Here is a 21,501-nt window from a genome sequence, read left to right as displayed (position 1 = left end):
CTAATCGTTATCAATGGCATCGAGGGGCGCATCCGCGCCCGGCTGACGGACATGATAGGGAGCGCGGGAGCAACGGCATAGAGCCATTTCAGCTTGTGCGCATGGAACCATTCCCACAGTGTTCCGCCAACCGGAATTAGCATAACCGCCCCGGGGCGCCTCAGCCCAGTATCTGCCCCAGAAAGGCCCGCGCGCGCTCCGAACGGGGCGCCGAAAAGAAATTGTCCGGCGTGTCGGCCTCGACGATGGCCCCCTGGTCCATGAACACGACGCGGTCGCCCACCTCTCGCGCAAAGCCCATTTCATGCGTCACGCAGACCATGGTCATGCCGTCCCTGGCCAGCGCGACCATGGTGTCCAGCACTTCCTTGACCATCTCGGGGTCCAGTGCCGAGGTGGGTTCGTCGAACAGCATGATCTTGGGCTGCATGCACAGCGCGCGCGCGATCGCCACGCGCTGCTTCTGGCCGCCGGACAACTGGCCGGGATACTTGTCCGCATGCTGCGGGATCCGCACGCGCTCCAGGTATTCCATCGCGCGCGACCGGGCTTCGCCGGGCGGCACGCCCTTGACCAGCATGGGCGCCAGCGTGCAGTTCTCCAGCACGGTCAGGTGCGGGAACAGGTTGAAGTGCTGGAACACCATGCCCACCTCGGCACGGATGCGCTCGATGTTCTTCACGTCTTCATTGAGTTCGATGCCGTCGACCACGATACGGCCCTTCTGGTGTTCCTCCAGCCGGTTCAGCAACCGTATCGTCGTGGACTTGCCCGAACCGGACGGACCGCAGAGGATCAGCTTTTCCCCGGGCGACACCTCCAGCGCCAGATCGTCCAGCACCTGGAATTCGCCATACCACTTGGATACGCCCTGCATGGTGATGATCGGGGCGGAGTCGTTCAGTGCGTCCATCGTTCAGGCCTTGGAAATGTCATGGTTTTCGCCGGCGCCGCTCCAGTAGCCCGGCACGGTCAGGCGTTTTTCGGAACGCCGGAACGCATACGACAGCACGCTGCACATGGCGAAATAGATGACGCCCACCATCGTGTAGACGGTCAGCGCCTGGAAGGTGGCGCCCGCCAGCATCTCGCCCGCCCGCATCAGCTCGTACACGCTGATGACGGCGACCAGCGACGTCTCCTTGATCAGCACCAGCGCATAGTTGCCCAGCGCCGGGAACACCGTGCGCAACGCCTGCGGCAGCACGATGCGGCGCAGCCGCTGGACCTTGCCCAGGCCCAGCGCGCGCGCGGCCTCGTACTGCCCGGTGTCCACGGACTGGATGCCGCTTCTGAACAGCTCGGCAAGGTAGGCGCCGAAGTTCAGCGTCAGGCCCAGCACGCCAGCGACGAAGCCGTTGATCACCACGCCCATCTCGGGCAGGCCGTAATAGATGTAGAACAGTTGCAGGAGCAGCGGCGTGCCCCGTATCACCTCGATGTAGAAGCGCGCGCCGCGGCTCAGCAGCCGCGAGGGCGACAGGCGGCACAGGCAGACGACCAGGCCCAGCGCCACCGCCAGGAATGCCGAACAGAAAAACAGGGCCAGGGTCCAGACCGTGCCCTCGGCCAGAGGGGCCAGGTACATGCGCAGGGTAGCGAAATCCAAGTCGTGCTCCTTATCCGTGCCGGTGCGGCTTTACTTGCTGATGAGGTCGGACACGCCCCACTTCTGGCCGATGGCGGCCATTTCGCCGCTCTTTCTCATCTCGGCCAATGCGCCGTTGACGGCTTCCAGCAGCGCGGCGTTGCCCTTCTGCACGGCCATGCCCACCTGCCACTTGCGCTGCGGCTGATAGCCCGTGTCCAGCTTCACGCCCGGAATGTTCTTGGTCTGGATCTGGTAGATGATGCTGGGCGGATCCACAATGCCCAGATCGATGCGGCCGGCGCGCACGTCCGCCAGCAAGGTCGAGTAGTCCTGGTAGGTGGTGACCTTGGTGCCGGGCATGTCCTTGATCATGTTGAACTGGACGGAGTCCACCAGCACGCCGACGCGCTGCCCCTGCATGTCTTCGAACTTGGCGTACTTGCGGGTCGCCTTGTCGCTGACCACGATGCCCTCGCCCCATTCGTAGACGGGCGCGGAAAAGTCGATGGCCTTCGCGCGTTCCTCGGTGATGAAGAGCGGCGCAGACATGACATCGGCGCGGCCGGATGTCAGCGTGGGGATCAGGCCGGAAAACGGCACGTCGGAAAGCTTGTCGGACACCTGCAGATGCTTGGCCACGCCCGCGGCCACATCCACCATGATGCCCTCCAACCGGTTCGACTTCGGATTCTTGAACCCGTGCGGCGGCGCGGACGCGGTGGTGACGATGGCCAGGCTCTTATCGGCGCGCACCTCGTCCAGCTTGCGCGCATGCGCGCCGGAATGGATAAGCAGGCTGGCCACGGCCACGCCCATCAGGATGGAGTTGAGTTTCATCGTTTTCCCCTTGGATGAATGAATGACCGTGGCGTACGCCCCGGACCCGCGGCTCAGGCCGGACGCCCTTGCGGGTACTGCTGCACCGCCACCGCCGCCAATGCGAAGAACTCCTGCATGACGGTGGCGGCCAAAAAGGCGGTCGCACCCTGCACGTCTTGCGGCGGCGACACGGTGTTGACGTCGAACGCCACGAAGTTCAGGCCGGCCAACTGGCGCAGCAGCGCCAGCCCTTCCTTGGCCGACAGCCCGCCCCATTCCGGCGTGCATACGCCCGGCGCGCAGGACGGATCGAAGATGTCCATGTCAAAGCACAGGTAGACAGGACGCTCGCCGATGCGGCGCTTGATGTCCGCGAGCGCGGCCTGCTGATCCCGGTCGAAGTCGTCGTAGGGCACGATCGTGTAGCCGACCTCGCGCCCGAATTCCAGCACCCCCGGCATGAAGGAACTGCCCCGCGTTCCCACGTGGAAACTGGAGGCCACGTCCAGCAGGCCTTCTTCCGCGGCGCGCGTGAAGGTTGTGGCGGTGTTGTAGCCGGGGATGGGATAGGTGTCGGTGTGCGAGTCGAAATGCAGCACCACGAAATCCGGATGGCGCCGCGCCACCGCGCGCAATTGCGGCAGCGTTACCGCGCCGTCGCCGCCCATCGAGATCGGGATCGCGCCCGCTTCCAGGATGGCGCCGATGCCGGCCTCGATCAGCGGATAGGACGCATCCGGATCGCCGGGATGGCAGGCAACGTTGCCCACGTCGATCGCACGCAGAAAATCGGGCGGATTGTCGATGCCGTTGCGGCGGAAGATGTCGACGGGACGCAGCAATCGGGATTGCTCGCGGATGGCGTCCGGCCCCTGGCGCGATCCCACGCGGAACGGATGCGTGCCGCAATCGAACGGGATGCCCACCACGCAGGCGCGGGCTTGGCCCGCGCTTGCGTCACGGATCGACGGCAGGCCCATGAATCCCGCTACGGGATGGAAACAGACTTCGGCTGACTGCGGCACAACGCGGCTCCTGGGGTCAGGCTCCGTGCGCAAGGGCTGCGCCGGAACCTCAATTTAGATTTGGTCAAATCGCTATGCGATACGATCGTGTCATAAATAGATTAGCAAGCAAGCAGCCATGCAGCCAATTAGGGAGTTCCCCCTAGAGGCGATTTTTATATCCGACTAATTAAGTATGGAATTCCGCCGTGCGCGCGCCATCGCGGTGCACCGGCGGCGCACCGGCATGCAGCAAAAGCGCATCAGGCCTCGTCGCCGGCCAGGGGCATGGCGCCGCGCAAGGCGCCGCCGGGCGGTTCCATGTCGTAGAAGGGATGCGAACGCCCCAACGTGCGCGATGCGCTGATGGCATGCGCGGTTTCCACCACCTGCGGGCCGAACACCGCCTGGGCCTGTTCAAAGGTCCAGCGGCTGGACGGCACCGAGACGTTCACCGCGCCCAGCGGCGTGCCACCGGCATCCAGCACCGCCGCGCTGACCGTGATGTCGCCGGGGTAGAACTCGCCGTTGGAGCGCGCATAGCCGTGCCGGCGCGCGAAATCCAGTTCGGCCAGCAAGGCGTCGATATCCGTGATGGTGTCGCCGGTGTACGGCTTGCGGTCGCAGCGTTCCAGCAGGCCACGCGCCACGGCGGGGTCCAGCTTGGCCAGCACCGCCCGGCCGGCGGCCGTGCAATACAGGGGCAGGCGCATGCCTACCGGCATGTTCACGAACATTTCCTTGTGCGTGGCGAAGCGCGCCACATAGACCATGTCCAGCCCGTCGGGTTCGGCCAGGCTGCAGGTTTCCTGGCTGTTGCGGTTCAAGGTGTGCAGGAAGGGGTTGCCGCCCAGCACCAGCGGACTGGTCTGCACATACTTCATGCCCAGTTCCAGCGACCAGGGCGCCAGCGAGAATTTCTTGCTGGCCGGATCCTTGCGCAGATAGCCCAGCGTCCAGAGGGTATGGGTAAAGCGCTGCACCGAACTCTTGCTCAGGCCCGTGACCTCGGCCAGTTCGGGCAGGGTCATCGCGGGTTGCCCTTCGCTGAACGCCCGCAACACGGAAACGCCGCGCGCCAGCGCGGCGATGAACAACGGGGAGTCCTCGGGATTTGGAGTCTGGGTCATGGCGCCTGACGGTGCTGAGGAAAAGCGCATAGCGTACCGCAGAACGGTTCACATATATCGCTCTGCGATTACCAGTATGCAAGACAGAAAGAAGGCGGCCCGCATCGCGGGCCGCCTTGCGTCAGCCTGCCCGCGTCAGCGGATCGGCCACGGATACATGGCGCCGCCCTGGTTCCACAGGGCATTCGTGCCGCGCTGCAGGCCCAACTTGCTGTCCTTGCCGACGTTGCGCTCGAATACTTCGCTGTAGTTGCCCACGGCCTTGATGGCGTTGTAGGCCCACTTCTCGTCCACGCCCATATTCTTGCCGGCGCCGGGCGTGACGCCCAGGATGCGCAGGATGTTGGGGTTCTTGCTCTTGAGCATCTCGTCCACGTTCTTCTGCGTGATGCCGTATTCCTCGGCCTCCATCAGCGCGAACAAGGTCCACCGCACGATGCCCAGCCAGTTCTCGTCGCCCTGCCGGACCATCGGCCCCAGCGGTTCCTTGGAGAAGCGTTCCGGCAGGATCTCGTAGTCGTTCGGATTGGCCACTTGCGTCGCGCGCACGGCGGCCAATTGCGAGGAGTCATCCGTGAAGGCGTCGCAACGGCCGGATTCGAAGGCCCGCACGACTTCCGTGACCTTGTCGATCACGACGGGCTTGAACTCGATGTTGTTCGCGCGGAACCAGTCGGCCAGGTTCAGCTCGGTGGTGGTGCCGGGCTGCACGCAGACCGTGGCGCCGTTGAGTTCCTTGGCGCTCTTGACGCCCAGCTTCTTGCTCACCAGGATGCCCTGGCCGTCGTAGAAACTGGCCGCCACGGCCGCCAGGCCCAGCGAGGTGTCTCGCGTCTGGGTCAGGGTGACGGTGCGCAGCAGCACATCGACCTCGCCCGATTGCAGCGCGGTGAAGCGCTGCTGCGTGGAAAGCGCCGTGCCCTTGAATTTGGTCGGGTCGCCGAACACGGCCGCCGCGACGGCGCGGCAGATGTCCACGTCCATGCCTTCCCATTCGCCCTTGCTATTGGTCGCGGAGAAACCGGACACGCCGTCGGTCAGGCCGCACTGCACGAAACCCTTCTTTTTCACCGCATCCAGCGTGGGGCCCGCCAGCGCCGCCTGGGACGCGCACGCCAGGGCGATCGCGCCGGCTGCAACCATGATAGTCCGCTTCATTTTGGCTCTCCTGAGATGGGTGTCCGTGCGCGGCTTGTGGCCGTCCCACGGCGGGAAACAGGCTCTGCTTTACGGGGCCCGGGCCGCCAGATTAAGCGATGTCCACAGCGTGAACCATGCAGTGCTTCCTAGTGAAAACCCGAGGAACGGTGCCCTGGAACGGGGTTTCCCCCTTTGTCCGGTGATCGAACTTTATCGAGTCCGTCGCAGCCCGCCGGCCCCGCCGGTGCGTGCCATACTTTTTTTGCGCCTTTGTCCGATAGCCAGCAAAGCCGCAGCCCTTTAAAAAAGCCGGTCGCGTCAATAAAAAACCAGACGCGCATCGAAATTCGGCCGATTCATGGAGGAGACAAGTCCATGGCACAAGCAAGCAAGTCGCAGCCCCGCCGCACCGCAACAACCGATCGCCGCCACGCCTGCAGGACCCTGTTGTTCGCCGCCCTGGCGGCGGCGGGCCTGGCCGCAGGCCCCGCCCACGCGGCGGACGACTGGCCCAGCAAGCCCATCAAGATCATCGTGCCGTACACGCCCGGCGGCTCCACCGACATCGTCACCCGCATCGTGATGGAAAAGCTGGGGCCGCGCCTGAAGCAGACCATCATCGTGGAGAACCGGCCGGGGGCCAACAGCAGCGTCGGCTCGGCCATGGCCGCGAAGGCCGAGCCCGACGGCTATACGTTCCTGTCGATGCTGCCCGCTTTCATCATCAACTTCCATCTGTACAAGCTCAACTACACGCCGGCCGACCTGACGCCGGTGGTCCAGATGGCGGACCTGCCGCTGTTCCTGTTCGTGTCGGAAGAGTTGCCGGTCAAGACGGTGGCGGACCTGGTCGCCTACGGCCGCAAGAATCCCGACAAGCTCACCTACGCCTCCAGCGGCAACGGGTCCAGCGCGCACCTGACGGGCGCCGACTTCGCGCTTCAAAGCAAGATCACCATGACGCACGTGGCCTACAAGGGCAGCGCGCCCATCCTCACCGACCTGCTGGGCAACCGCGTGTCCATGGTGTTCGATCCCATCCTGGTGCCGATGCAGTACGTGAAGCAGAACCGCCTGAAGGCGCTGGCGTTCACCGGCAAAGAGCGCTGGCCGACCGAACCCAACATTCCCACCATGGAAGAAGCCGGCCTGCCCGGTTTCGTCACCGGCTCCTGGGCCGGGCTGATGGCCCCGGCCAATACGCCCAAGCCGATCATCGAACGCATGGCGCGCGAGATCAGTGAAATCGTCAAGGAACCGGACGTGAAGCAGAAGTTCGTGGACGCGGGCTTCCTGCCCGTCGGCGGCACCCCCGCGCAGTTCGCGGACCTGATGAAGAAAGATTCGGCGCGCTACGCCGAAATCATCAAGCAGGCACGCATCACCGTGGACTGAACGCGGCCGGGCGCCGCGCGCGCCCGCGCCGAACGGAGCCTTTCATGATCGACAAATTCATAGACACCCCCGAGGCCGCCGTCGCGGACATCCACGACGGCGCCACGGTGCTCATCAGCGGATTCGGCGGCGCGGGCATGCCCACCGAACTGATCCACGCGCTGATCGCCCAGGGCGCGCGCGACCTGACCGTCGTCAGCAACAACGCGGGCAACCGGGAAACCGGCCTTGCCGCGCTGATCAAGGCCGGGCGAGTGCGCAAGGTCATCTGCTCGTTTCCCAAGGCCTCGCATTCCTGGGTCTTCGACGACCTCTATCGCCAGGGCCGCATCGAACTCGAATGCGTGCCGCAGGGAACCATCGCCGAGCGGCTGCGCGCGGCCGGCGCCGGCCTGGGCGGCTTTTACACCCCTACGGCCTACGGCACCGAGCTCGCGGCGGGCAAGGAGACCCGCATGATAGCGGGGCGCGGCCATGTGTTCGAAACGCCCTTGCATGGCGACTTCGCGCTGGTCAAGGCGGATCAGGGAGACCGCTGGGGCAACCTCACCTACCACAAGAGCGCGCGCAACTTCGGTCCCATCATGTGCATGGCGGCCAAGACCGCCATCGTGCAGGTGCGCGCCAAGGTGGCGCTGGGCGAGCTGCCGCCCGAAGCCGTCGTCACCCCCGGCATCTTCGTCAAGCGCGTCACCGAGGTGGCCAACGCCGCCTTCTCAAGCTGAAGGAATCCGCATGTTCCATCCCCTGAACCGCGAGGCCATGGCGCGCCGCCTGGCCCTGGACATTCCCGACGGCAGCTACGTGAACCTGGGCATCGGCATGCCCGTGCTGGTGGCGGCCCATCTGCCCGCTGGCCGCGAGATCGTGCTGCACAGCGAAAACGGCATACTCGGCATGGGCCCGCCGCCGGCCGAGGCCGACATCAACCTGGACCTGATCAACGCCGGCAAGCAGCCCGTGACCTTGCTGGAGGGCGGCTCCTACTTCCATCACGCCGATTCGTTCGCGATGATGCGCGGCGGCCACCTGGACATCTGCGTCATGGGCGGCATGCAGGTCGCCGCCAACGGCGACCTGGCCAACTGGTCGCTCAACAAACCCGGCGAAGCGCCGGCCGTGGGCGGCGCGATGGACCTGGCGGTGGGCGCGCGCAGCGTGTTCATCATGATGGAACACAACAGTAAGAACGGCGATCCCAAGATCGTCCAGCGCTGCACCTATCCGCTCACGGGCGCCGGCGTCGTGGACCGCATCTACACCGACCTGGCCGTCATCGACGTCACGCTGGACGGGCTGGTGGTTCGGGATATGATCGACGGCATGACTCTGAACGAACTGCAGGCGCGCACCGGCGCGCCCTTGCGCGCAGGCTGATGCCGCCCAATCTTCCTCCTCCCGGCTATGCCGCGCCGCTCGCGGCGGAAGACCATCCCGATCAGTTGCGCGGCGATCCGGACTACATGCTGACACTGGCGCGCGGCCTGCACGTGATCCGCGCCTTCGGCACGCGCCGCCATCCGCAGACCGCCGCGGAACTGAGCCGGCGCGCGGGCCTGCCCCGTGCCGTCGTGCAGCGCTGCCTGCATACCCTGATCCTGCTGGGCATCGCCGAACAGCACGACCGTCTCTATGTGCTGACGCCGCGCATCCTGGGGCTGGGTTACGCGTATTTTTCCTCCACGCCCTTCGTCTCCCTGGCGCAGCCCGTGCTGGAAGAATTGAGCGCGACGGTGAACGAGACCTGCGCGCTGGCCATCATGGAAGGCCACGAGATGCTGTACCTGGCGCGCTCGGAAGTGAACCGCCTGCTGGCCACCTCGATGGGACTGGGCAGCAGGCTGCCGGCGTACTGCACGTCGATCGGCCGCGTGCTGCTGGCGCAACTGCCCGAGCCCGCGCTGGCGCGCTACTTCGCCGCCACGGACCTGCAGCCCTACACCGAATTCACGCTGACCACCGAAGCGAAGCTGCGCGCGGAGCTGATCCGCATCCGCGAACAGGACTACGCGGTGGTCGACCAGGAACTGGAATTGAACGTACGCGCGATCTCCGTGCCCGTGCGCTCGGCCAGCGGCAAGGCCTGCGGCGCGGTGAACGTCAGCGTGAAGGCCGCGCGCGTGCCCCTGAATCGCCTGACGGACGAATTCCTGCCGCCCTTGCGGCAGGCCGTGGAAAGAATCGGGGAATTCCTGGCCGCCTGAACGGCCAGGCTACAGGTCCGTCGTATCCAGCGTGAAGGCCGCGGCGGCACGGCCGATGCGGTCGTTGACCGCGTGCCAGTCGTCGGTGGCGGGCGGCGCCTGCACGATGATGCGCGCATAGCCCTGCCCGTCCAGATCGCGCAGCAGGCCGTACAGGGCCTGCGCATAACGCGCCGGATCCGCCGGCACCGGCTGCCATTGCACGCGGGCATCGGCCGTGGCGGGCTGAACACCGTAGGCCACCACCACCACCTTGCCCTCGGGCAGGTTGCGCCCTTGCACGACGTCTTGCAGGCGCGCGTCGGACGCAAGCTCGAGCGGCGTGCGCGGCGCGTAGTGCGCCTTCAGCGTGCCCGAGGCGCGCGGCGCGGCGGCGTCGGGCGCAAACACCTGCACGCCCAGCACGGCCTCGATCTGCGCGGCGCTGATGTGGCCTGGGCGCAGCAGCACGGGCCCCGCGCCACGGTCCAGGCGCGACAGGTCCAGAATGGTGGATTCGATGCCGACTTCCGAGGCGCCGCCTTCCAGCACCGGCATGCCGGCCGCGACTTCGTCGGGAAACTCGCTGCGGACATGTTCGGCGCGCGTGGGCGACACCTGGCCGAATTTGTTGGCCGACGGGGCGGCCACGCCGCCCTGCCCGTTCGGCTTGCCCGCCGCGAACGCGGCCAGCAGCGCCTGCGCGACCGGATGCGAGGGGCAGCGGATGCCGATGCTGTCCTGGCCGCCGCTGACCGTATCGACGATGTGCGGCGCGCGCTTCAGGATCAAGGTGAGCGGGCCGGGCCAGAACGCGTCGATCAGCAGGCGCGCCTCGGGCGGCACTTGCGCCGCCCAGTACGACACGTCGCCTTGCGGCGCGATGTGCACGATGACCGGGTGGTTCGAAGGCCGGCCCTTGGCCGCATAGATCTTGGCCACCGCTTGCGGGTTTTCCGCGTCCGCGCCCAGGCCGTAGACGGTCTCGGTGGGAAACGCGGCCAGTTCGCCATCCAGCATGCGCTGCGCAGCGCGGGCGATCTGCGCGGCGCTGGCGGAATCAGACAGGGGCAGGGACATCGGATCGTCGCGGGTTATTCGGGCGCCTGCATGCCCAGCGCCGCCGCCACCCGGGCGGCATCGGCGCGGGCCTGCTGCAAGGTAAACGCCACGATCGTGACGTGGCCCATCTTGCGGCCACGGCGCGCCTCACGCTTGCCGTACAGATGCAGCTTGGCCGTGGGCACCGCCAGGGCGGCCGCCCAGTCGGGCTCGCGCTGGGTGGTGTCGGCATCGGACGCGTACCAGATGTCGCCCAGGATGTTCAGCATGACGGCGGGCGCCAGCAGGTCCGCGCTGCCCAGGGGCAGGCCCGCCATGGCGCGCGCCTGCTGCTCGAACTGGCTGGTGACGCACGCGTCCATCGTGTAGTGGCCGCTGTTGTGCGGACGCGGCGCGATCTCGTTGACGATCAGGCCGCCGTCCTGCAGCACGAAGAATTCCACGCACAGCACGCCGTGATAGCCCAGGCCCTGCGCAATGGCTTGCGCCGCCTCGGTCGCGCGGGCCTGGCGTTCGGCATGCGCCGCGTCCTGCAGCACGGGCGCGGCGGTGGACACCGCCAGGATGCCGTCGCGATGCACGTTGCGCGCCACCGGGAACACCACGGTCGCGCCATCGAAGCCGCGCGCGATGACCACCGAGATTTCATAGTCCAGCGGCATCAGGGCTTCGAGCACGCAGGCCACGCCGCCGAACTCGGCGAACGCGGCCAGCGCTTCTTCGCGCGTGCCGATGCGGGCCTGGCCCTTGCCGTCGTAGCCCAGGCGGGCGACTTTCAGGATGCCGGGGAACAGCGCGTCCGGCGCGGCGCGCAGATCGGCCTCGCTGCGGATGGCGGCGTGCGGCGCGACCGGAATGCCTTGCGAGGCGATGAAGGTCTTTTCGGCGATGCGGTCCTGCACGATCGCCACGGCGTCCGCGGCGGGGCTGACCCGGCAACGGGTCGCCAGCGTACGCAAGCTGTCGGCGGGGACGTTTTCGAATTCGGTGGTGACGGCCTGACAGGTCTGGGCCAGGCGGGCGAGGCCGGCCTCGTCGTCATAGGCGGCCTGGATGTGCAGGTCCGCGACCACGCCAGCCGGGCACTCCGCGGCCGGATCCAGCACCGCGACCCTGTACCCCAGGCTTTGCGCCGCGTGGCAGAACATGCGGCCCAACTGGCCGCCGCCCAACAAACCCAGCCAGCCGCCGGGAGCAATCGTGAAAGCAGTGGATTGTGTCATTCGGATCAGGCCTCGGGCGGAACCTTCATGTCGCGCGCGGCCTGCGTCTGGCGCGCGCGAAACGCCACCAGCTTCTGGTGCAGGCCGGCGTCGGTGCCCGCCAGGGTGGCGATGACGTGCAGGGCGGCGTTGGCCGCGCCCGCTTCGCCGATGGCGAAGGTGGCCACCGGCACGCCCTTGGGCATCTGCACGATGGACAGCAGCGAGTCTTCGCCGCGCAGGTATTTGGAGGGGACCGGCACGCCGAACACCGGCACTTCGGTCAGGGCCGCCATCATGCCCGGCAGATGCGCCGCGCCGCCGGCGCCGGCGATGATGCCGCGCAGGCCGCGGCCGTGCGCCGCCGCCCCGTATTCGGCCATGTCCTGCGGCATGCGGTGCGCCGAGATCACGAGCGCCTCATGCGCCACGCCGAAGTCTTCCAGCATGGCCACCGCGTGCTTCATGACCTCCCAATCGCTGGAAGAACCCATAATCACGCCCACCACGGGGGTGGCCTGTGCCGCTGCGGAAGTCTTGGCTGTCATAACCGGTGTCAAAGAGTTGAGACCACGGCGCAAGGGCCGCGGCAATGTCGAAGGACCGCGGCACCAGGCCGCGAAACCCGGTATTTTACCCGGCGCGGGCGACCGGCTACGGCGCGGCCGGGGCGCCAAGCAAAAGATAGCTCTCGGGGTCGTCCGGGCAAGGCCCGAAACCGCATTCCAGCGTGGTGCTGCCGACATTGGCCAGCGTGGCGATGAAAAACAGGGCCATGACCATGACGCCCAGCGCCGAGACCGGCTTTTTCAGCATGCTGTCGCCCCACTTGCGGTCGACCGACAGCATCAACACGCAAAACACGATGATGGCCGAAAAGGCGATAAACGCCCAGGTATAGAAATGCAGGCCCAGCAGCGGCGCGCCGTAGCCCGGATCGCCCGGCGCGATGTGCAGCAGCACCTGGCGGCCGGACGCCAACATGCCGCCCAGCGAGGCCGCGATGCTCATCGCATAGTGCATCGGGGACGGCCCCAGCCGCATGTTCAGCAGAAAGCCCACCCCGGCCAGGATGAACGCGACGCGCTGGAGCAGGCACAAGGGGCACGGCAGTTCGTCATAGGCGAACTGCCAGACGAAGGCCATGCAGAGGACGATGCTGACGCCCAGCAAGGCCAGGCCGTTCAGGATGCGCGAACCGCGCGCGGGGTTGCGGGAGAAGATCATCGCCGCGCTTTACAACGACAGGGCCAGCGGACTGGTCATGTGATGTTGGCACCAGGCGGCGAATATCGCGAGGGTGAGCAGCCAGAAGGTCACGCAGGGGCGGCGCCTTCCCAGCATCCCGAACCACACTGCGACCATTCCGGTCAGGAAGGGCAACATCATTACCATGCGGATCTCCTCTCGACTTGCGTCCCGGATAAAGCAGCGGACGAGTATAACGTAACAATCCGAAATAATTATTATCGAAAGCCCTGACTTTTTGTTTCTCGGACGGATCCTCAGCCGAAAAAAAACCCGCTCGGCATGAGCGGGTTTTTTTGCGCGAAAGGCGATCAGGCGATCAGGCGATCAGGCGATCCAGCGCCTCGCGGTATTTGGCAGCCGTCTTGTCCAGCACATCCTGGGGCAGGCGGGGCGCGGGCGGGGTCTTGTCCCAGGTCTGGGTTTCCAGCCAGTCCCGCACGAACTGCTTGTCGAACGATGGGGGGCTGATGCCCACGCGGTAGCCGTCGGCGGGCCAGAAGCGCGAGGAGTCCGGCGTCAGCACTTCGTCCATGAGGTGCAGCGTGCCGGCATCGTCCAGGCCGAATTCGAACTTCGTGTCGGCGATGATGATGCCCTTGGTGGCCGCGAACCGGGCGGCCTCGGCGTACAGCTTGAGCGTGACGTCGCGGATACGCTCCGCCATTTCCTGGCCGACTTCCTTGACGACGTGCGCGAAGTCCACGTTTTCGTCGTGCATGCCAAATTCGGCCTTGGCGGCGGGCGTGAAGATGGGCTCGGGCAACTGGCTGGCCTGCTGCAGCCCGGCGGGAAGCCGGATGCCGCAGACGGCGCCGGTGGCCTGGTAGTCCTTCCAGCCGGAACCGATCAGGTAGCCGCGGGCAACCGCTTCCACCAGGATGGGCTTCAGGCGCTTGACCACGACAGCGCGGCCGCGCACCTGGTCCACTTCGTCCGGCGCCACCACGTCTTCGGGCTTCACGCCCGTGGAGTGGTTCGGCAGGATGTGGGCCAGCTTCTGCAACCAGAATTCGGTCAGTTCGGTCAGCACCTGCCCCTTGCCGGGGATCGGGTCGTCAAGGATCACGTCGAAGGCGGAGATACGATCCGACGCGACGATCAGCAACTTGTCGTCGCCCACCGCGTACATATCGCGCACCTTACCGCGGCCCAGCAGCGGCAAGGACTTGATGCTGGATTCATGCAAAGCAGAAGTCACGGGAATGGCCTATGGCAAAAATGAAGATTCCCGCCGCGGGCAGGCGCCAGGGCGGGAAGTAGAACGAAATCGGACACTGCGCGAGGGCGGCGCCGGAACGCGGCCCCTGCAAAGCGCATAGATTACTGCAAATAAGTCTGTCTTGCCGGGCGCGAGGGGCCGGGTTAGGCTCTGTTTCCCAACCCCTATTCGCGCCGGCCGCCCCCGGGCGTCACGGCGCAGACCCACTGCCCGGAGACAGAGTCGTATGCAGGATGCTTCCCCCAAACGCGTGTCCCACGCCGACGCGCAAGTGCACATGACCGGCGGCTGCCAATGCGGCGCCATCCGTTACGCCGTCACCGACGAACCACTCACGGCCGCCACCTGTCATTGCCGGGACTGCCAGTATTCCAGCGGCGGCGCCCCCGCCCACGCCCTGATCTTCCCGGCGGGCGCGGTCACGCTGCTGCGCGGGCAGGCCAAGGAACACCGCTACAAGGGGGATTCCGGCCACACCGTGATGCGCAGCTTCTGCGTCGCCTGTGGCACGCCGCTGTTCGGCGGCTCCGAAGGCATGGGCTATGAAGTCGTGCGCGCGGGGTCCCTGGACGACCCGGAAGCGTTCCACGCCAAGGCCAGCCTGTGGACGGATTCCGCGCCTTCATGGCATCACGTGGACCGCATGGTGCCGCATTTTCCGAAGAATGGGCCGGCGCAGTAGCGCAGAAGAGCATAGCTTTCGTAGGGCATGCATCGGACGGTTGTGGCGTCGCAGGCATTGAATCGACCATCACCACCGGACGAAGTGGCCGCGCCCGCTCTTCTATTAATACGACGCGATCGGCGTGCTGATCTTCATATCTCTTTTGAAACTGATCAGATATTTATTCAATTTTAGGACCCTGTTTTCCTCCAGGGTTGATGCGCGCCATTTTTACCTTTCCGTTCCACCCCCAACCATTTGGCATGATGAGTTTTTTAGCGACACATGCATCTGCCATATCCGCCTTGCAAGCATCGCACTCCGAGAAACAACCAATGAGACGTGCATCATCCAGCTTGGGCAAATGCATCTCATCGCCGTAGCCGAATCAAGCATCATAGGCGGCAACCACGTCATATTTAATGCCCACTGAATCCTCACTACGGTAAGGACAGAAAATCATTTGCATGCAGAAGTTCAGCCCAAGACTCGATTCTAACTAGGGGTTTCGAAATCCAACCATAGACCGGGTTTGGTGACTGCCTTCCCGCGCATAACGAATTCACATCCAATTAGTCGATTCTTGTAGACGAAGCAGGTACCGACGTATAAGGAATTTCTGATCGAAAATAGTTTGATGTCTTCATTTCCAGCCATAGATTTAATCTTGGTTAGCAGCATTGGAATATCAAAAGTACTCAACCCCAGGTCTGATGAGGTCTTTTGGCGTTGTTTGGCGCGCTCCCTTACGAATGACACTTTGTAAATCTGCGGATTGTTTGGTAGCTCCTCAACGTCTGATGATTCAACCACCGCAAGCAGGCGACGCGGCCAGTCTCCAGGTTCGTCGGCCATTGCTTGCATGGTAAGAGAACGAAGATATTCCAAATTTGACGTCATTTGCACCCCTCTCTAGAAACACGAGCATCGGTGCGAGTACCGGTTTGCAGCATTTCTGGCTCTCCCCAATCATTAATATGCGTCCATCCCCACTGCCAGGATCCGCCCTCAGGCGCCGCACCTGTGGACACTTCCAGGAGAACCCCTCCCGGCCCCTGCTTATTTGCATGGCTTAGCGCCAAATTCTTGTCCGGAGTCCATGAGACGTATTGGCTATCCCCTGTCATGCCTCCCGCGGCATGTTGCTCCGGCGAAATTGTTGCGTTCGGGTTCGATGGTTTGACGGTTCCTCGTTTCGCATCCTCAAGTGCTGGATGTCTAGCACTAACCCCACGATAGAGGCACGAACAACAAGCCTTGTTAAGCCCCAACGGATCCACCCACCCCACCGGGTTATCCGCATACTGATAAACATTCAACCCGCCCGCAAACCCGATCGGATCCTTCGCAATAAATCTTCCGATCTCCGGATCATAGTACCGGTGCCGGTTGTAATGCAGTCCGGTCTCATGGTCCAGATATTGCCCCTGGAATCGGATCGGATTACGTATCCCCGCGGACCGAGCCGCGCTTGAGATCGCCTCTTTCGCGACGCCCCATGCCTTGTACTGTGCGCTCCAGACGATCTCACCGTCCGCGTCGGTCAGTTCCTGCGGCGTCCCCAGGTGATCGCACTGATACCACGCGAGCGCATCCACGNGCCTTGTACTGTGCGCTCCAGACGATCTCACCGTCCGCGTCGGTCAGTTCCTGCGGCGTCCCCAGGTGATCGCACTGATACCACGCGAGCGCATCCACGCCATCCGGTTCGGGCGACGTCGTCCATAGCGGGTCCTGATCGACGTCATAACCGCCCGCGTAAACCGGCTGCTGATGCAGCAGCACTGGCTTCGTGCTGATCGCCTGTGCCAGGGGCACAAAGCTTCCCGGTTCATAAAGATAGTGCGTCGTCTGGTCGTCGCGGCCTTCCCAGGCCAGGGTGTCGCCGTCCCAGCCGTACAGCGTTGCCCCGCAGCCGAGCGCGCGATTCAGGCGGGCTTTCTCTTCCTGGCGCTGCGCGTGCGTCATGCCGGGACGTTCCTGCCAGTGGGCTTCCGATTGCTTCATCAGGCGGCGGCCCCTCTTCCTGGCGCTGCGCGTGCGTCATGCCGGGACGTTCCTGCCAGTGGGCTTCCGATTGCTTCATCAGGCGGCGGCCCAGGGCGTCGTATTGATAGCTCACACGCAGCGCGTCGTTGCTATAGCCCGTCAGGCGGTTGAACAGATCCCACTCGAAGCGCGAGCGCTTGCCGTTGTGCAGCTTATCGATCAGGTTGCCGCGCGCATCGTATTGGTAGTGCGTGCCCGCGTACTCGCGCAGCAGGTTGTCCAGGCGCGCCGAGCGGTGACGGTAGGTGTAAACAGGGCCTGCCATGCTCAACGTGCTCTCGGTCGCGTCGACGCTCGTGGGATCGAGCAGGTTGCTGGCCGGGTCGAACGCGAAGGTTTCGCGGCCAAGGCTGCTGGTGGCTTCCAGCAATCGGCCCACGGGATCGTAGCGATAGGCCAAGGGCCCGCGCCGGCTGTCCTGGATCGCTTCCAACTGGCCGACGGCGTCGTAGCGATAGCCCCGCTGCAGCAGGCGTTGCGGGCGTCCGGCATTGGCAACACCCGCCACCATTCCTGGCGTGCCCGGCAGTCCGTCCATGCCTGAACTATCAAACTTGCCCGGCATGCGTCCCACGCTCTGTTCTCGTAGCCGGCCCATCGCATCCCACGATTGCGTCTGCACCAGTCGATTGCCCTGATGGCGCTCGACCTCCCGATGCAGGTCGTCGCGTTCGAAGCTGGCGAGTTCGTGTTCGTCGAACATCATGCCGTGCACGTGGCCCGAGCCATAGGTCAGCCAACTCACGCGATGGCCGTCCGGGCGCAGCGTGGCGATGCGCTGGTTCAGTTCGTTGTACTCGTGCTTCCAGACGGCCGTAACCGGTGACGGCAGGCTTGAGTAGTGCTGATGCTCACGCGTCAGGTTGCCGGCAGCATCGTAGAACCATTGCAGGCGGCTGGCCGGGTTCCCCGCCAGGATCAGGCGGCCGTTACCGTCGTAGGCGTAGCGTTCGGTCTGCGATCCGACCGCTTCGGCCAGCGAACCAGCGTTGGCGGGCGCTTCCGTGCTGGCAGGCACAACAGCTTTGCCAGGCGCACCGGCTCCGGCAGACGCACCCGCGCCGGTTGGCGCACTCGCTCCGGCCGGCACGCGCGCGCTGGGGGCATAGAGTCGCGCATGACGCTGCGCCACGCGTCCCATCGCATCGAACTTCAGCTCGATGACACGGTCGCCGTCCTGCGTGGACATCAGCGTGCCGCTGGCCGGGTCATAGTGGTAGCGCGTGGCCTGATCGTCAAAGCCGCGCTGTTCCAGCAATCGGCCGACCGGGTCGTACACAAAGCGCGCNGCAGCGTGCCGCTGGCCGGGTCATAGTGGTAGCGCGTGGCCTGATCGTCAAAGCCGCGCTGTTCCAGCAATCGGCCGACCGGGTCGTACACAAAGCGCGCCTGCCGGTCATTCTCGTTGGCCAGCGCCGTCAGTTGACCCAGCTTGTCCCATTGATAGTGCAACGTACGGCCTGCGGCGTCCTGGCGTTGCGCGATCAGCCCCGCCGCGGTATAGGTCCACTGCGTGCGGCGCCCCAGCGCATCGGTGTGGGCCAGCAGCCGCCCTTCGGCGTCGCGCTCGAAGTGCTCCTCGGTCTGATCGGGGTGGGTGATGCAGGCCAGTTGCCCCGCCTCGTAGGCGTAGCGCGTGGTGTTACCCGCCGCGTCGGTGAACTCGGCTAGTTGCCCCAGCCCGTCGTACGCCCAAACGCTCGTCTTGCCAGAGCAATCCGTGTACTGCGTGATCTGGCCCGCCGCGTTGTAGGCCAGTTGCTTCTGGCCGCCCCGGGCATCCTGGATCGCGACAGGGTTGCCTGCGGTGTCGTAGGCATATTCGGTCTTGTTGCCCAGCGGGTCGATGGTCTCGGTCAGATAGCCGCGCGGGTTGTAGTCGCGTTGCCACAGGCCGCCCTCGGCGTCGCGGATCTTGAAGAGCTGATCGCGGTCGTCGTAGGCGTAGTGCACGCTCGTGCCGTCGGGGCGCGAGGCGTAGCTGTCGGTGTTGCCGTCGGTGTGGATATGCGTGACGATATTCTTGGCGTCGTCCCGATAGAACCATTCCGACAAGCCGTCGGGATGCACGATGCGATAGGTGTAGCCCAGGATGTCGTAGTAATGCTCGGTGACCTGCCCCAAGGCGTCGGTGACGTAGGTCAGCCGAATCTCGGGGTGCCAGCGCAAGCGGGTATCGAAACTGCCATCGTCCGCCCATTCCCGGATGGCGCGCGCCATGGGTCCGGTGCCGTTCCACTCCAGGTTCATGCCACGGCCGGTGCGATCGGTGTAGCGGGTGATCAGATGGTGCTGGTATTGATAGTTCCACTGGCCCTGGTGTTCGTCTTGGGCCTGCACCTGGTCTCCCAGCTCGTCGTATTGGTAATGCGCCAACTGGCGTTGCAGTTCATCGCCCGCGGTCAGCCAGAGCGCGGCGATTCGTCCGTGGGCGTCCAACTGCGTGCCCACGTGCGTGTGGAGGTCCTCGTCCTGATAGGTGATCAGATCCGACAAGACGCTGCGCCCGCCCACCCTATGTTGATAGTGCAAGGCCACCCGCGCGCCGCCGCGCAAGCGGATGTCGGCCAGGCGAAAACGCCTTCCGTCCCGTTGATAGGTCGCGCGCCGCTCGTAGCCTTGGGCCAAGGTCAGCTCGGTCTCCGAGACGCGCACGAGCGTCAANCACCCGCGCGCCGCCGCGCAAGCGGATGTCGGCCAGGCGAAAACGCCTTCCGTCCCGTTGATAGGTCGCGCGCCGCTCGTAGCCTTGGGCCAAGGTCAGCTCGGTCTCCGAGACGCGCACGAGCGTCAGGTTTTCAATCGGGTCATAGTGGAACTTGCCGATCTGCGGCAAGGGATACTCGTGGGTCCGTCCGTCGGCGGCGTGAAAGCGCAGTTCCTCGCGGTCCGCCCCTGCCTTCTTGATATCGAAGCGGGTCGTGAATTCGTTGATCCAACGGGCGCCCAGGACGCCTTTGTCGTAGGCCGCCAAGTTGGAACAGTAAGTGCGTGACCAGTGCAGCGGGAAGGGCCCGGGCAGCGAGAAGTCCGTGTGCGAGAAGCTCTCCGTGCCCATCGCGAAACTGATGCTGTTGCCGGTGGCCATGCACGCACAGTTCTTGTCTCTGTTGGCATTCTGGCGGGCTTTGCGTTGCCGGCGGATGCGAGCGAGCCGCATCGAGCGCGAGATCTGCCTCGCCTTGTTCGCCACCGCGGGGCGTATGTTCGCACCGATGGCATGGCCTTTGCGCTGGCGCCACAAGACCACTGCCACCGAGAGCTGTGTCAACAACGACGCGATGCTGTGCACATTGTCCGCGTTCCCCAGCGACTGCATACTCTGGTTGACGTCTGGTGCCATGCTGTTCAACCGCTTGGCGCTTTTCAGCATCAGATCCCTGGCCAGGGTCGGCAGCAAGTCCTTGGCGGCGTTGCCCACGGACTGCTTGCTGCCTTTCAGGCCATTTACCAGGCCGTCCCACAGGTTTCTCCCCGCGGCCTGGGGATCGTCCCATTTGGTGTCCCATGCAGCCGAAAGCTGGTTACCGGCCTTCTCGAAAGACGCATCGGCGTTCGCGGGCACGGTCAGGCTGATCAGCACTCCGGCCAGGGCGGTGATGATCTCTTCGGCCTTGGCGCCCGCGTCATCAAGCAACTGCTCAAGCCTGGCCTGCGCCTTCTGCGCGAAGTCCTCGATGTCTCCGGCGATGTTCTCGCTCAAGTGCGCAGCCAGCACCATAATGATGGCGTTGCCCAATCCCGCCTTAGCCTGGCGCGCGACCTCCTTTTGCACCAGGAACAGGGCCGGCCGCAAACTCATGCGAGCCGCCGCCGTGCCCGGCACCGGTACCACCCCGAACAGATTGATTCCCAGGCTCACCCAGTCCATGAATTTTCTGGGATCGCTCTCGACCAGCGTGACGATGTCGCCGATCGCATCGACCAGCGCCATGATGTTGCCAAGCACCGGCACAGCCTCGGCCGCCGCCTTGATGCGCGGCAGCGTGATCCAGTTGTCGCTGTTCCGGCGCAGCCATTGATCGAACGCGTTCTGGCCCGCCTCGACATCTTCGGGCGCAATCGTGTTCAGCGGCGCGACCACACCCTGCGGACCGTCGAGATCTTCGTCGCTCCATTCGATGCCGTCGTTCTCGGCTTCGGCCTCCGCATACTCGGCCTCGGTGTATTCCTCTTCCAATGGGGGCGTATGCGATTCGGTCGTCATCGTGGAGGCTCTCATCTGGATGGGATTTAAGTTTTGTGTGGCGAATGCGGGATCCGCCTCTGGCGTTCTCAACAACCGAAACGCGACACGAAGCGTTCCGGCTGCAGACGAGTAGGAAGAGGCACAGGCCGCCGGTCAGGGCGGCCCCACTGCCTTGCTTAAGTCGATCTCGCGGGCCAAGCCGGAGCCGGCTCAGCTTTCCAGCGGCTTGCGCCAGTCGTCCGAGGCTTCCGTGCCCGCGATCGCGTGCGTCCAGGTGATCTTGCGGTAGGCCATGGCCACCTTGATCAACTGCGTGTAGTCCGCCTTGCTGGGGTCTTGCGCGTGCGGCAGGACGCTGGTGATGTCCACGATCGTGGCGTCTTCGAGTTCGGTCGTGAAGAAGTGTTCCTGCTTGCCGTCGATGGACGTGCGGTACCACTTCACTTCCACCTTGGGCAGCATTTCGCCGGCGGCCAGGGCCTGGTACATCAAGGGCGTGGCCTTGTTGAGCGCGCTGGTGAAGGTGAAGGGCTTGTGCACGCGCTGGCCGGAGGGTTGGCCGCTTTGCGGGTCGGTCGGGGTGTTGACGCGGTGCTCGATCTC

24 protein-coding genes and 1 pseudogene are annotated in these 21,501 nt (G+C 64.9%); 5 read left to right on the top strand and 20 right to left on the bottom strand.

Annotated features, from left to right (window positions below; translation table 11 throughout):
• Positions 1 to 160 precede the first annotated feature (160 nt).
• The 6 genes from ASE30_RS06330 to ASE30_RS06305 form a co-directional block, all read right to left on the bottom strand.
• Positions 161 to 913, bottom strand: coding sequence for an amino acid ABC transporter ATP-binding protein (locus ASE30_RS06330; protein ID WP_057283456.1), 753 nt, complete (start codon positions 911 to 913; stop codon positions 161 to 163).
• Between the two features lie 3 nt (positions 914 to 916).
• Positions 917 to 1,609: an amino acid ABC transporter permease gene (locus ASE30_RS06325; RefSeq protein ID WP_057283455.1), complete on the bottom strand. Its 693-nt coding sequence runs from the start codon at positions 1,607 to 1,609 to the stop codon at positions 917 to 919.
• A gap of 30 nt (positions 1,610 to 1,639) precedes the next feature.
• On the bottom strand, positions 1,640 to 2,428 hold the full coding sequence (locus ASE30_RS06320) for an ABC transporter substrate-binding protein (protein ID WP_057283454.1): 789 nt from the start codon (positions 2,426 to 2,428) through the stop codon (positions 1,640 to 1,642).
• Between the two features lie 53 nt (positions 2,429 to 2,481).
• Positions 2,482 to 3,390, bottom strand: coding sequence for an arginase family protein (locus ASE30_RS06315; RefSeq protein ID WP_057283579.1), 909 nt, complete (start codon positions 3,388 to 3,390; stop codon positions 2,482 to 2,484).
• 287 nt (positions 3,391 to 3,677) lie between these two features.
• Positions 3,678 to 4,544 (bottom strand): IclR family transcriptional regulator, encoded by an 867-nt coding sequence (locus ASE30_RS06310; RefSeq protein WP_057283453.1) that lies wholly within the window; start codon positions 4,542 to 4,544, stop codon positions 3,678 to 3,680.
• Positions 4,545 to 4,679: 135 nt separating this feature from the next.
• Complete coding sequence (locus ASE30_RS06305) at positions 4,680 to 5,702, bottom strand: amino acid ABC transporter substrate-binding protein (RefSeq protein WP_057283452.1); 1,023 nt, start codon at positions 5,700 to 5,702, stop codon at positions 4,680 to 4,682.
• Positions 5,703 to 6,059: 357 nt separating this feature from the next.
• Here ASE30_RS06305 and ASE30_RS06300 point away from each other — a divergent pair, with 357 nt between their 5' ends.
• From ASE30_RS06300 to ASE30_RS06285, 4 genes are read left to right on the top strand one after another with little or no spacing between them, the layout of a single operon-like run.
• Positions 6,060 to 7,079 carry a tripartite tricarboxylate transporter substrate binding protein gene (locus tag ASE30_RS06300; protein WP_057283451.1) on the top strand — a complete coding sequence of 340 codons (1,020 nt, stop codon included), beginning with the start codon at positions 6,060 to 6,062 and terminating at the stop codon, positions 7,077 to 7,079.
• Positions 7,080 to 7,123: 44 nt separating this feature from the next.
• A complete protein-coding gene (locus ASE30_RS06295) occupies positions 7,124 to 7,804 on the top strand; it encodes a 3-oxoacid CoA-transferase subunit A (protein ID WP_057283450.1) in 681 nt (226 codons plus the stop codon).
• 10 nt (positions 7,805 to 7,814) lie between these two features.
• Entirely contained in the window at positions 7,815 to 8,456 is a 642-nt protein-coding gene (locus tag ASE30_RS06290) for a 3-oxoacid CoA-transferase subunit B (protein WP_057283449.1), read from the top strand.
• Entirely contained in the window at positions 8,456 to 9,283 is an 828-nt protein-coding gene (locus ASE30_RS06285) for an IclR family transcriptional regulator C-terminal domain-containing protein (RefSeq protein ID WP_057283448.1), read from the top strand. The genes ASE30_RS06290 and ASE30_RS06285 overlap by 1 nt, the downstream gene beginning before the upstream one ends.
• Positions 9,284 to 9,292: 9 nt before the next feature.
• Here the strand turns inward: ASE30_RS06285 and ASE30_RS06280 are convergent, their stop codons facing one another.
• The 6 genes from ASE30_RS06280 to ASE30_RS06260 all read right to left on the bottom strand — a co-directional run bounded on the left by ASE30_RS06280 (position 9,293) and on the right by ASE30_RS06260 (position 13,975).
• Positions 9,293 to 10,342: an L-threonylcarbamoyladenylate synthase gene (locus ASE30_RS06280; RefSeq protein WP_057283447.1), complete on the bottom strand. Its 1,050-nt coding sequence runs from the start codon at positions 10,340 to 10,342 to the stop codon at positions 9,293 to 9,295.
• Between the two features lie 14 nt (positions 10,343 to 10,356).
• Positions 10,357 to 11,547, bottom strand: a complete 1,191-nt coding sequence (locus ASE30_RS06275) for a 5-(carboxyamino)imidazole ribonucleotide synthase (RefSeq protein ID WP_057283446.1) — start codon at positions 11,545 to 11,547, stop codon at positions 10,357 to 10,359.
• A gap of 5 nt (positions 11,548 to 11,552) precedes the next feature.
• Entirely contained in the window at positions 11,553 to 12,074 is a 522-nt protein-coding gene (gene purE, locus ASE30_RS06270; protein WP_057283445.1) for a 5-(carboxyamino)imidazole ribonucleotide mutase, read from the bottom strand.
• 106 nt (positions 12,075 to 12,180) lie between these two features.
• Positions 12,181 to 12,753 carry a disulfide bond formation protein B gene (locus ASE30_RS06265; protein ID WP_057283444.1) on the bottom strand — a complete coding sequence of 191 codons (573 nt, stop codon included), beginning with the start codon at positions 12,751 to 12,753 and terminating at the stop codon, positions 12,181 to 12,183.
• A 9-nt stretch (positions 12,754 to 12,762) separates the two neighbouring features.
• Positions 12,763 to 12,921, bottom strand: coding sequence for a DUF5993 family protein (locus ASE30_RS29235; protein ID WP_200964400.1), 159 nt, complete (start codon positions 12,919 to 12,921; stop codon positions 12,763 to 12,765).
• 172 nt (positions 12,922 to 13,093) lie between these two features.
• Positions 13,094 to 13,975: a phosphoribosylaminoimidazolesuccinocarboxamide synthase gene (locus tag ASE30_RS06260; RefSeq protein WP_057283443.1), complete on the bottom strand. Its 882-nt coding sequence runs from the start codon at positions 13,973 to 13,975 to the stop codon at positions 13,094 to 13,096.
• 247 nt (positions 13,976 to 14,222) lie between these two features.
• On the opposite strand from ASE30_RS06260, the gene ASE30_RS06255 reads away from it, so the two are divergent.
• Positions 14,223 to 14,678 (top strand): GFA family protein, encoded by a 456-nt coding sequence (locus tag ASE30_RS06255; protein WP_057283442.1) that lies wholly within the window; start codon positions 14,223 to 14,225, stop codon positions 14,676 to 14,678.
• A gap of 163 nt (positions 14,679 to 14,841) precedes the next feature.
• Here ASE30_RS06255 and ASE30_RS28875 read toward each other — a convergent pair whose 3' ends face one another.
• The 8 genes and pseudogenes from ASE30_RS28875 to ASE30_RS06235 all read right to left on the bottom strand — a co-directional run.
• Positions 14,842 to 15,030 carry a hypothetical protein gene (locus ASE30_RS28875; protein WP_156407561.1) on the bottom strand — a complete coding sequence of 63 codons (189 nt, stop codon included), beginning with the start codon at positions 15,028 to 15,030 and terminating at the stop codon, positions 14,842 to 14,844.
• A 125-nt stretch (positions 15,031 to 15,155) separates the two neighbouring features.
• Positions 15,156 to 15,560, bottom strand: coding sequence for a hypothetical protein (locus tag ASE30_RS28870; RefSeq protein WP_156407560.1), 405 nt, complete (start codon positions 15,558 to 15,560; stop codon positions 15,156 to 15,158).
• Complete coding sequence (locus tag ASE30_RS29875; RefSeq protein WP_369819302.1) at positions 15,557 to 16,258, bottom strand: RHS repeat domain-containing protein; 702 nt, start codon at positions 16,256 to 16,258, stop codon at positions 15,557 to 15,559. Before ASE30_RS29875 ends, ASE30_RS28870 begins: the two co-directional genes overlap by 4 nt.
• Before the next feature lie 2 nt (positions 16,259 to 16,260).
• A partial coding sequence (locus ASE30_RS29390) for an RHS domain-containing protein (protein ID WP_235515200.1) occupies positions 16,261 to 16,358 on the bottom strand: 98 nt, incomplete at its 3' end.
• A gap of 133 nt (positions 16,359 to 16,491) precedes the next feature.
• Positions 16,492 to 17,850, bottom strand: coding sequence for a hypothetical protein (locus tag ASE30_RS29220; RefSeq protein ID WP_235515199.1), 1,359 nt, complete (start codon positions 17,848 to 17,850; stop codon positions 16,492 to 16,494).
• 148 nt (positions 17,851 to 17,998) lie between these two features.
• Positions 17,999 to 18,929: pseudogene (locus ASE30_RS29385) on the bottom strand (RHS repeat protein); the annotation flags it as partial.
• Positions 18,930 to 19,374: 445 nt separating this feature from the next.
• Positions 19,375 to 20,916 (bottom strand): DUF6531 domain-containing protein (locus tag ASE30_RS29380; protein WP_235515192.1); only part of this gene is annotated, 1,542 nt, incomplete at its 3' end.
• A 192-nt stretch (positions 20,917 to 21,108) separates the two neighbouring features.
• Positions 21,109 to 21,501, bottom strand: a 393-nt coding sequence (locus tag ASE30_RS06235) for an Hcp family type VI secretion system effector (RefSeq protein WP_057283438.1), incomplete at its 5' end; no start/stop codon positions are given.

Source organism: Achromobacter sp. Root83 (genome assembly GCF_001428845.1).
Classification (GTDB): Bacteria; Pseudomonadota; Gammaproteobacteria; order Burkholderiales; family Burkholderiaceae_B; genus Achromobacter.
The sequence above is the reverse complement of the archived record's forward strand: the minus strand, read 5'-3'. Positions and strand labels throughout refer to the sequence as shown.